At 61.8% G+C, this 11074-nt stretch carries 8 protein-coding genes and 1 pseudogene; 3 read left to right on the top strand and 6 right to left on the bottom strand.

Translation table 11 applies throughout. The annotated features are described in order from the left end of the window. Positions 1-32 precede the first annotated feature (32 nt). The 5 genes and pseudogenes from ileS to E1958_RS05095 form a co-directional block, all read right to left on the bottom strand. Entirely contained in the window at positions 33-2984 is a 2952-nt protein-coding gene (gene ileS, locus E1958_RS05115; protein ID WP_133510901.1) for an isoleucine--tRNA ligase, read from the bottom strand. 742 nt (positions 2985-3726) lie between these two features. Beyond that, positions 3727-5280: pseudogene (locus E1958_RS05110) on the bottom strand (BCCT family transporter); the annotation flags it as partial. Positions 5281-5283: 3 nt separating this feature from the next. Beyond that, entirely contained in the window at positions 5284-6129 is an 846-nt protein-coding gene (locus E1958_RS05105; RefSeq protein WP_133510899.1) for a class I SAM-dependent methyltransferase, read from the bottom strand. Further along, positions 6126-6935 carry a glycine/sarcosine N-methyltransferase gene (locus E1958_RS05100; protein WP_133510898.1) on the bottom strand — a complete coding sequence of 270 codons (810 nt, stop codon included), beginning with the start codon at positions 6933-6935 and terminating at the stop codon, positions 6126-6128. The genes E1958_RS05105 and E1958_RS05100 overlap by 4 nt, the downstream gene beginning before the upstream one ends. 339 nt (positions 6936-7274) lie before the next feature. Continuing rightward, entirely contained in the window at positions 7275-7793 is a 519-nt protein-coding gene (locus E1958_RS05095) for a hypothetical protein (RefSeq protein WP_133510897.1), read from the bottom strand. Between the two features lie 20 nt (positions 7794-7813). On the opposite strand from E1958_RS05095, the gene E1958_RS05090 reads away from it, so the two are divergent. The 3 genes from E1958_RS05090 (at position 7814) to E1958_RS05080 (ending at position 9615) form a co-directional block, all read left to right on the top strand. Beyond that, complete coding sequence (locus E1958_RS05090; RefSeq protein ID WP_133510896.1) at positions 7814-8122, top strand: hypothetical protein; 309 nt, start codon at positions 7814-7816, stop codon at positions 8120-8122. Between the two features lie 858 nt (positions 8123-8980). Continuing rightward, positions 8981-9226: a type II toxin-antitoxin system Phd/YefM family antitoxin gene (locus E1958_RS05085; protein ID WP_133510895.1), complete on the top strand. Its 246-nt coding sequence runs from the start codon at positions 8981-8983 to the stop codon at positions 9224-9226. Beyond that, on the top strand, positions 9223-9615 hold the full coding sequence (locus E1958_RS05080) for a type II toxin-antitoxin system VapC family toxin (RefSeq protein WP_133510894.1): 393 nt from the start codon (positions 9223-9225) through the stop codon (positions 9613-9615). Before E1958_RS05085 ends, E1958_RS05080 begins: the two co-directional genes overlap by 4 nt. Positions 9616-10090: 475 nt before the next feature. Here E1958_RS05080 and trxA read toward each other — a convergent pair whose 3' ends face one another. After that, positions 10091-10954 (bottom strand): thioredoxin, encoded by an 864-nt coding sequence (gene trxA / locus E1958_RS05075; RefSeq protein WP_133510893.1) that lies wholly within the window; start codon positions 10952-10954, stop codon positions 10091-10093. Positions 10955-11074 lie beyond the last annotated feature (120 nt).

Below are 11074 nucleotides of genomic sequence, written 5' to 3'. Positions count from 1 at the left end.
TAGAATGCACTCAATCTACTACAAATGCCAGATCACGCATACCGCCTCGTCTCCCCATCCCCCGCAACATTGGTCACACAGCGTCCGCACAGATCCGGGTGGTCCGGGTCGGCCCCCACGTCTTCACGATGGTGCCAACAGCGCGCGCATTTAGTGTAGGCGGAGGGCGTGACCTTTACTGCCAGGCCCGGCAGGTCGGTATCGCGGGCATCCGCGGGTCGATCTTCCAGCGGGTGCAGCCGGGCGTAGGAGGTGATGAGGACGAACCGCAGCTCGTCTTCCAGCTTGGCTAGATCTGCGGCCAGATCGGGTTGGCAGTAGAGGTCCAGCTCGGCGTCCAGGGAGGAGCCGATGGCGCCGGCCTTGCGGGCCTCTTCTAGCTGTTTGGATACGGTGACTCGTACCGCCAGTATCTGGTCCCACAGGCCCCGGTCGGAGGGCATTGCAAAAGGCACCGATCTTCCCTCTTTGATCCCCTCTCCCCAAGCCCCCTCGCTGCGCTCGGGGCAAGCTCTCTCCGGGCGGGAGAGGGGCTTTTGCGACACCCTCCGGTCGAGGGGGGCGTCGGGGTCCAGATCGAAGAGCCCCCGGTACCAGGTTTCGAGGAATATCGAGTCCGAGCGTGCGCCGGGCAGATATTGCCAGATCTCTTCGGCGGTGAAGCTGAGGATGGGGGCCAGCCAGCGGCTCATGGCCTCGGCGATGTGGTACATGGCGCTCTGGCAGGAGCGCCGGGGCAGCCCATCGGCCTGGGTGGTGTACTGGCGGTCCTTGATGACGTCCAGGTAGAAGCCGCCCATGTCCACCACGCAGAAGTTGTGGATCTTCTGGTAGATGAGGTGGAACTGGTAGTCTCGATAGGCCCGGATGATCGCTTCCTGGAGCCGGTAGGCTCGATCCACCGCCCAGCGGTCGAGCGCGAGCATGTCGGTGGGTGCCACCAGGTGCGCGGCGGGGTCGAAGCCGTTCAGGTTGGCCAGCAGGAAGCGGGCGGTATTGCGGATGCGGCGGTAGGCGTCGGCGGTCCGTTTGAGGATCTCGTCCGAGACGCTCATCTCGCCCCGGTAGTCGGTCGCCGCCACCCAGAGGCGGATGATGTCGGCCCCCAGGGTCTTCATCACGTCCTGGGGCCGTACCACGTTGCCCTTGGATTTGGACATCTTCTCGCCCTTGGCGTCCACCGTGAAGCCGTGGGTCAGCGCCTGGGCATAGGGCGCCCGGTCGTGCATGGCGACGCCGGTGAGCAAGGAGGACTGGAACCAGCCGCGGTGTTGATCGGAGCCCTCCAGATAGAGGTCCGCCGGTGCGCGCAGCCCCGCCCGGCGCTCCAGCACGCAGGCATGGGTTACGCCGGAGTCAAACCAGACGTCCAGGGTGTCCCGGACCTTTTCATAGTGTCCGCCCTCTGCGTCGCCGAGCAGGTCCTTCGGTTCCAGCTCGAACCAGGCATCGATCCCCTGCTGCTCCACCCGCTGTGCCACTTGCTCGATGAGGGCCTGGGTGTCCGGGTGGGGCTCGCCGCTCTCCTGGTGGACCAATAGGGGGATGGGCACGCCCCAGGCCCGCTGGCGGGAGATACACCAGTCGGGGCGGTTGTGCACCATGCCATCGATGCGGGATTGGCCCCAATCCGGTACCCAGCGCACCTTGGCGATTTCGCGGCGGGCGGCGGCGCGCAATCCCTGCCGGTCCATGGCGATGAACCATTGGGGGGTGGCGCGGAAGATGACGGGGGATTTGTGGCGCCAGCAGTGGGGGTAGCTGTGGCTCAAGCGGGCTTCTTGCAGCAGGGCCCCTTCGGTCTTGAGGACCTGGACGACCTGATCGTCGGCGGCGAAGACATGCTTGCCGCCAAAGATCGGCGTATCCGCCAGGAAACGGCCGTCGCCGCCCACCGGGTTGTCCACGGCCAGGCCGTAGCGCAGGCCGACTACATAGTCTTCCAGGCCATGGCCGGGGGCGGTGTGGACGGCACCGGTGCCGGCATCCAGGGTTACATGCTCGCCCAGGATGATAGGGACCTCCCGGTCGTAGAAGGGATGCCGGAGCGCGATCCCCGCGAAGGCGTCGCCGCGACCGCGACCGAGCACGCGGTAGTCCTCGATGCCGTAGCGGTCCATGGTCTCGCGCAGCAGCCCCTCGGCCAGGATCAGGCGCTCGCGCCCGTGCTCGCCCTGGGTCTGCACCACCACATACTCAAGCTCAGGATTGAGGGCGACGGCTCGGTTGGCGGGCAGGGTCCAAGGCGTGGTGGTCCAGATGACGACTGCCAGGGGGCCGTCTCCCTGGTCGGCGGGTAGGTCGCGGCAGCGGGCGAACAGGGATGCCTCGTCCGGCACTCGGAAACGCACGTCCACGGCGCTGGAGACCTTATCGGTATATTCGACCTCCGCCTCCGCCAAGGCGGAGCGGCAATCGGTGCACCAATGTACCGGCTTGTAGCCCTGCTGGACGTGGCCGTTGGCGATAATGCGGCCCAGGGCGCGGATGATGTCGGCCTCGCAGCCGAAATCCATGGTGAGGTAGGGGTGCTCCCAATCTCCGAGCACGCCCAGGCGTTTGAAATCCTTGCGCTGATCCTCCACCTGCCGCTGCGCATAGGCGCGGCAGGCGCGACGGAATTCGGCCGGGTTGAGCTTGGCGCCGGGCCGACCCTGTTTCTTCTCCACCTCCAGCTCGATGGGCAGCCCGTGGCAGTCCCAGCCGGGGATGTAGGGGGCGTCCAGGCCGTCCAGGGTGCGGGATTTGACGATGATGTCTTTCAGCACCTTGTTGACGGCGTGGCCGATGTGGATCTCCCCGTTGGCGTAGGGCGGGCCGTCGTGGAGGATGAACTGCTCCCGACCCGCCGCGGCCTGGCGGATGCGGCCGTACAGGTCCATGGCTTCCCAACGCGCGAGAATGGCGGGCTCGCGCTGGGCGAGATTGGCCTTCATGGGGAAGGCGGTCTTAGGGAGGTTCAGGGTATCTTTGTAATCGGTCACAGGCTGGTTTCCCAATAAACTTCGAACGATGGTGGTAAATTTTCAAGCGGTGGCTCGTAGGTTGGGGTGAGGAACGAACCCCAACATCGGACGTTGGGGTTCATTCCTCACCCCAACCTACATTGCCGGCGGAGATAGTTTCGGAATGGCTCTTTATGGATTCCGGACTGCTTTGGAGTGCGCCGGCAAAGCGGTGCGGTCCGAGCTAACCTCAGCCACGGGGGATACCAGCGGCGTTGGTCGGCAATCCGGGCACTCAGGTTCCACCCGCGCCGCGGCGACGGCGCTTTCCCCTGGCCACAACACCCTGGCCGGGAACGGATACCTCGCCACATCCAAAGCGGCGGCAGGATGGTGCCACTTGCCGACCCCCGGCTTATGCTCAGGGCTGGAGGTCCCGGTAAGCATCGAGGCGAGGTTGCCGCCTGCCTGGCGCCTGCCTGCAGCAGGCAGGGCAGACAGGCCGCACTCCAAAACGTCCGCTGGTACCCTCCCATGATCCTTGGCAGTCCGGAATCCATAAAGAGCCCTCGGAATAATGGAAGTTTATCGGTTTTGTCCCCTGCACGCGCGGGTCGTGATGATCTGGTCCGGGAAACCCTCCCGAAAATCGGTCCTTTTTCAGGCTCCCGCCGGGACAGCTGATTCTTTCAGGTAATGGACCAGGTAATGGACAGCCACTTTGCCCGGCACGGACAATGTGCGAACAATATGAGTGTCCTTTAGTTTCTCGTCCTTTAGTTTCTCGGGCGAGGGCGATCCAAAGACTGACGCACATTAACAAGAGCACAAGGGTGAACGGCAACCCGACCGAGATCGCGCCAGATTGAAGCGCCTTGAGCGCAGCCGTCCCTCCACCGTATAGCAACGTCGCCGCGACCACGCCTTCCAGTACCGCCCAAAAGATCCGCTGCGGCACTGGTGCGTCGACTTTTCCGCCAGCGATGATGCTGTCGATGACAAGGGATCCGGAGTCCGACGAGGTCACAAAGAAGACCAGCACGAGCGTGATCCCAAGGAAGGACGTCAATCCGGACCATGGCAACACCTCTAGCATCTGAAACAAGGCCAACGACGCCTCGCCGATGCCGTCGGCGAGTTGGCCGGCACCGTCAATGGCCTGATCAAGGCCAGTCGCGCCGAAGGCCGTCATCCAAATCAGCGTCACAAACGTCGGAACCAGGAGGACCGCGACGATGAAGCTTCGTATGGAGCGGCCGTAGGAGATCCGGGCAATGAACATGCCGACGAACGGCGACCAGGAGATCCACCAGGCCCAGTAGAACAAGGTCCAGTCGTGGAACCAGTCGGCGTTATGGCGGCCCAGCGGGTTGCTCAGCGGAATCAGATAAGCCGCATAGGCGCTGGCAGTGTCGGCGACGTCAGAGAAGAACCCGAGTCCTTGCCCCACCAGGACGACGAAAGACAACAACAGTCCGGCAAGCGCGATGTTCAAATTGCTGAGTAGTTTGACCCCGCCCTCGATCCCGCGAACCACCGAGAACACGGCAACGCTCGTAACACCGACGATGATCGCGATCTGCACGTTGATGCTGTTATTGACGTCAAATAGAAAGTGCAATCCGGCGGCGGCCTGCTTGGCGCCCAACCCCAACGAGGTGGCGAGTCCGAACAGGGTCGCGAGCACCGCCAAAAGGTCGATGAGATGTCCGGGCCAGCCCCAGCAGCGCTCGCCCAACAGCGGATAGAACACCGAGCGGATCGATAACGGTAGCTTCCGGTTGAACGAGAAGAACGCCAGGGCAAGTCCGACCAGCGCGTAGATCGCCCAGGGATGCAGGCCCCAATGGAACAGAGTCGCGCCAAGCGCGGCACGTGCTGCCTCTGGCGTCTCGGGCGTAATCCCGAGCGGAGTGCCGCCCCAGCCGGTGTAATGCGCAACCGGCTCCGCAACGCTCCAGAACATCAGCCCGATGCCCATGCCTGCGGCAAAGAGCATGGCGAACCAGGACAGGGTGGAGAACTCGGGTCGGGCCTCGGAACCACCAATGTGGATCCGCCCGAACGGCGAGAGCACCAGCACCAGGCAGTAGATGACGATCAGGTTGGCGCCCCACGCGAACAACCAGTCGAAGTGCGCGATGATCCAATCGCGCATGTCATCCATGGCCGCGCGCGCTTGCGGCGGAAACATCAGCGTGGAGATGACGAACGCCAGGATCAAGCCTGCACTGAGAAAGAACACCGGGTTATGGATGTCCATACCGAACAGGCGGAGGTTGTCCTGGCCGACCCGGTAATCGGTGCGGCACAGGCCGTTAGCGGAACGGGTCATCGCTCAGGCCGGCTTTCGGAAATGCAGGATGCCCCAAGCCAGGTAGCCCTTGTTTCCAGCCTCGACCCAGTTCGCGAGCCCCTTGAGCATGCGCTCGACGTAGGCGTCGCTGACCAGTCCGGCGAGACGCGAACGCTGCGCTTCGAGCTCCTCGGCGACGCGTGTGTAGTGCCGCACCAGCTGCCCGGTCATCTCGACCGTGCCGACCTCCTGCCAACCGAGCTTCCGCGCCTGCTCACGGTAGAACCCGAACGAGCCGAGACTCGACAGGTGGATACGCTCCAGCACGGGTGCAAGCACGCCATTGGGGCAGTCGTCCGCCTGCATCGGATCGGTGAACACGAACTCGCCGCCCGGTTTGAGCACGCGGTCCACCTCGGCAAGCACGCGATCCCGGTGTCCGGAATGCAGAATCGCGTCCTGCGACCAGGCCACATCGAAACGGGTTCCGTCGCCCGGGATTGCCTCGAAAGAGCCTTCGACGACTTCGATGCGCTCGGCAACCCCGGCCTCGCGGTTCAGCTGTCGATGGCGCTCATTCTCCGCCTCGCTGAGATTCAGGGCCAGAACCCGGCAGTCGAAGCGGCCAGCCAGCACACGGGCAGCGCCACCGTACCCCGAGCCAAGATCGATGACCTGAGCCCGCGCTGACGAGAGCTTGTCCAATACCCGTTCCGCCATCCTGTCAACCGTGCGGCGGGATGCCGTCGCGATCGATTCCTGAGGCGATTCGTACAGACCGATATGGATGTCCTCGCCGCCCCAGACGTGGTAGTAGAAGTTGTCCGCGTCGTCGCTGTTGTAGTAGTCCCTAGCCGTGCTCACGGCAGCCGAGTAGCTCGCGCTCATGCCGCGCCCTCCTGGTAAGCCTTCTCGGCCACATGGATGAGGAAATCGGGCTCGGCTTCGCGGTAGGTCTCTTTAAAATCGCCAAAAGTCTTGACGCTCTGAAAGCCGACCTCGCGCATCAATCGGTTCACGTAGGCCTTGCGCAACGGGAACATGTTCAGGTGGAACACGGACCCGTCCGGGAAGCTGTAGCGAAAGCGGGCCAAGCCATCATCGACATGCTCGGGCTCGGCGCGCACGTTCTCGCCGCAGTAGTAGTAGTTGTGCATCGGCTGAACCTTGTGATCGAGCAGCGCGTCATAGTTGCGTTGGTCGAGGATCAGGACCCCGTCGTGGCGCAGGGTCGCGTAGAACTCGGCCAGCGCCTTGCGACGGTCGTTGTCGTCGTGCAGGTGAGTGAACGAGTTGCCGAGGCAGATCACGGCGTCGTAGAGGTCATGGACACTGCGATTGAGCCAGCGCCAGTCCGCATGGATGGTGCGCAGGATATGACCGCGGCGGCGAGCGTTCTCGAACGCCTTAGCGAGCATGGTGGGATTTCCGTCGGCGCTGGTCACCTCGAAACTCGCTTCGAGAAGCTGGACGGAGTGAAACCCAGTCCCTGTGGCAACATCCAGGACCTTCGTCGCGCCTTTCTCGCGCAACTGCTCGATGAAGAATTGTCCTTCGGAGGCGGCGCGTCCGTCCCAGTCGATGAGCTCGTCCCACTTGTCGACGAACCCTTGGATGTACTCCTCTTGATAGTTCTCCGTGTCGCGTGCCGCGAGCGGCGAGCTCGATTGTTGATGACTGGCATTCGCATGCATGATTCTGTCCTCCAAGATGCGTGTCTGGGGAACGTGTTGAGGCAATCGAGGCGTCGACAGTCGGTTCTGATCGGATTCGATGCTGATCCTCAGCTGATCGGATGTGATGTGCAGATCGCCGGGGCAAGCGAGTGATGGGCCGAATCGGCGGTGGAACGACTCAGGCGGCGCTCCGATACCGCAGCAGCGCAGGTCCATGATGTGCGGAGATCGCGGAGATTTTACATCGTGTACGATGCATTGCACCCAGGCGATCCGAGGTTGTCCCGGAAAAATTGATCGTCATCTAACGGCAAAATTCAGGCTAGTATACAATGGCGAAAGTCTTGATGCTGTTGCTCAGGCCGCAAGGGGCTTTGCCTGGTAAGTCCAGCGAAAGGGCTTTGCCATGGTACGGTTGAAGTATTCGATTTCGGTACGGGTCTGTCCGATGTCGGCGAATACCTTGCCGGTGGCGCCATTGAATGTGCCGATCAGCGTTTGCGTTCCATGGCGGATGTACGCGAACTCCTGATGCTCTACGCGGCCTGTGCGCATTGGCAAGGTCGGAGCCGCGCGTTCCAGTGCCTGAATACCGGTCATCTCATCGATCGCGACCGTCTCAACGCCGCCTTGGGTCCGTTCCGGGGCCAGTCGATAGGTCTCGCAGATAGCGTGACATTTCGCTTCAAAGTCCGCATCGTACTTTGCCGTCAGCCAACCGCGCACGCGATGCGGTTGCAGGCTGGCATCTGTGCCTTGCGCCTGGTAGAGGTTATGGGCACGACCACCGATCCGCGGCAGCTCAGCCGGCTCGGCGAAGCGCTGGGCAAATTGGGCGAGCGGCTGCCGGCCGAGAGGCCCAGGCGGGCGCGTCACGTCTGGTGGAGGTTATGGGGTTGCCGATAACTCCAGACGACTTCGTCTCACTAGCTGCCAGCCTCGGAGATCTACCTATAGCCCAGGACGCTGCTGGTGCTGGTATCGACACCGCCCCTGATCTGCTCCAGGCGCCGATGGCCTTCGACAAGGATTCCGGGTATCGGGAGCACAAGACCCGCGAACAGCTGCTGCGCTATTACAGCCGCTTGGCCGGTGTCTTCGAGACCGCCGAAGCGTTCCAGACGACCGACGATCTGGTCATCTGGGTGCGCAATAACAGGCCATCCCTCGATCTGACGCGCCCACCACGGAATCCGTTCTGGTAAAGCGATCCGAACCGGCAGCTCGTAGATCCTATAAAGGTCCGCAGTTATCTTTGGGATCTCCTCTGTGGGTTGTTTCATCCCTATAGAGGCTGTCTAAAAACTAACCCATTGATTTTCGGCTGGCTCCCCAGGCTCCAGCGTGGGAGCAGATCCCGACGTTCCAGCGTCGATTAAGCGCCTCGGTAGGCTAACCGCCAATGCCTATCAGCACAGAAGAGCTGCGTCCGCTGGAGCGGACAAGCTGCCGTTCCCACGCTGGAGCGTGGGAACGAGCGTGAAATTTGCAGATTTTATGCTCTAAAATCAGTATCTTAATTTTTAGACAGCCTCTTAAGGTTAATCCGCTGCGGGCCTGCATAGGACCTACGCTGCCGGCGGAGATAATCGGCGTAGCGGAAGTTCATCGGTTTTGTCCTCTGTACGCGCGGATTGTGACGATTGCGTCCAGGTGAGTGCGTGGAAATCTTCCCGAAAATCGGCCCTCTTACAGGGCAATACCATTAAGTTAAGCGTCACCGGGGCCGTTTGTGATCGGTTGAGCGCTGTTTTTCATTCGCCCTCTCCCCAACCCCTCTCCCGCCGAGGGTGTCGCAAAAGTCCTTTCGAACCACAGAGGACACAGAGAACGCAGAGAAGGGCACAGGCCGATTCCCTACGTCCTCTGTGTTCTCTGTGGTTTAAACTTCACAGACTGGCAGCTGACACCACCGGTTTTACGATACTCTCCCGCCGGGAGAGGGGCTTTGAGGCTTAACTTAATGACATTGTCTTCAGGGTCCGCCGAGCCAATCGGTTCTTTCTATTGTGCCAACCGCTATGCTAAAGTGATCACTTCAAAGTGACATTCGAGGGTTTGTGATGGAAGTTTCCGCAAAAGAGCTACGCCGAAAGACCCGTCTGCTGCTCGATACGGTCGAGCGCGGGCAAGCGGTGACCATCACCTATCGCGGTCGTGCCAGGGCCCGGGTGGTGCCTATGAAGAAGGGACCGGAGCGGGCGGAGTCGGTAAAGCAGGACGAGCTGTTTGGGCTCTGGGCCGACCGGGATGATCTGGTCGATCCCCAGGCTTGGGTCCGGACCCTGCGGCAGAGCCGCTATCCGTGATCGTCGATACGGATGTATTGATCTGGTATCTGCGAGGCAGGCCGGAGGCTGCGGATATCCTGGATACCTATGACCGGGTTCGCTTGTCCGCCGTGACCTATATGGAGCTGGTGCAGGGGATGCGCAATGCGGACGAGCTGCGGGCCTTGCGCAGTACCTTGGCTGGCGGGCGGTGGCAAGTGCTGCCGATCACGGAGGCCATTTCTATGCGGGCCATGACCTATGTGGAGGAACATTTCTTATCCGGTTCTCTACACTTAGCCGACGCCCTGATCGCGGCCACCTGCATCGAGCATGGAGAGCGCTTGGCGACCGGGAACCTCAAGCACTACCGGATGATTACCGAGCTATCCATTCAACCGTTCCGGATCAGTAGCTCCTTGCCCTAGGACGGCGAGCGTGCTCGACATTGGCCTGTGGTTGTTGGCCGCGGAGCGGTCCAGGTCGGATTGAGTATGGGAAAAACGGCATCTTTTATCCGCAGATTACGCAGATTGGTAGTGGTAAATTTTTAAATGGTTAGCATAGAAAGGTTCACTATGCCCCGTTGCTTGATTTGATCCCCTCTCCCCGGCCCTCTCCCGGCGGGAGAGGGGTGCTGCGTGTGGCGTGCCCAACCCACTGCTCGTGGCGATGTTTCCATTTAGACCTTAACCACTACCAGGCGCGCCTTCCCAGGTTGGTATGTGCCAGCGGGGCCAAACGCGCCGTAACCGGACAATGCGGGATGTCGAATCCGCGACGGAGCAGGCGGGTGCGCACGATCGAATGTCGGGTTACGGCGCGCTCGAAGGTGTTTGCATCCCTCACCATCGGAAGACGCGCCTAACCCGACCGACAAGACTTAGCTTAATGGCATTGGCATTAATAGAGGGCGTTCAACATCCGGCTGCGGTAACCTGTCACCAAATCGCCTTGTCCGCCGAGCATGGCAAAGACCATGAGCATACCCTTGCGGCCGGCGTCGTCGGCGAAGGGGCGGTCCCGCTTCATCAGTTCCAGGAGCTGTTCGAGCGCGCCCTCGAAATCGCCACGCGCCACCAGATGGGCCGCGAGTCTATGCCGGGCGTCACTGTCCTTGGGGTCCGCTTCCAACCTGGATACCAGGGTTGCTTCCGGTGGCGAATCGACCTGGATTGCCGCGAAGCTGACTTGTCCCTTGAGGCGCACTACTTCGGGATCATCGGCCAGCTCCCGCGGCAGGTCATCGAGTATCGCTTGGGCGCCCTGGACATTGCCCGCCGCCGCTTCGATTTCGGCCTCGACCAGGCGGACGCGGGCATTCTCCGGGTCCGCCTCCCGCGCCTGCTCGATGATGCGGGCCGCACCCGCTCGGTCACCCGCGTTCAGCAACCCTCGGGCCTGGGCCAGGAGTCGGTCCGACTCGCGGGGTAGGTGGCGTTCGAGAAACTCACGGACTTGAGGCTCGGGTAAGGCGCCCATGAACTGATCGATGGGTCGCCCATCCTTGAAGAGTTGCACCGTAGGCAGGCTGCGAATGCCGTAGTCGACGGCAAGTGCCTGTTCTTTATCGGTGTTTACCTTGGCAACCAAGAGTTTTCCGCCGTAGGCGTCCGCCAGGGACGCGAGCACCGGCATCAACATCCGGCAGGGTGCGCACCAATCGGCCCAGAAGTCCACCAGCACCAGGCGCTCATGGGAGCCCTCGACGACGACGCGTTGGAAGCTTTCGGCCGTGACCGCGATGACGTAGGGTGAATCCGCCATGACCTTCGTTACTCCTTATTGGAATCTTGCTCTAAGCCCGTAAATAGGTGTGCAATCGTTTGAATCAAGCGGGTGGGGCATTCGAGGTCCGGCGATCCTCCCGATTTGGTGTGCAAGGAG

The sequence above is a fragment of the Candidatus Thiosymbion oneisti genome (assembly GCF_004359955.1).
GTDB lineage: Bacteria > Pseudomonadota > Gammaproteobacteria > Chromatiales > Chromatiaceae > Thiosymbion > Thiosymbion oneisti.
This window is presented reverse-complemented; position numbering and strand designations above follow the sequence as displayed.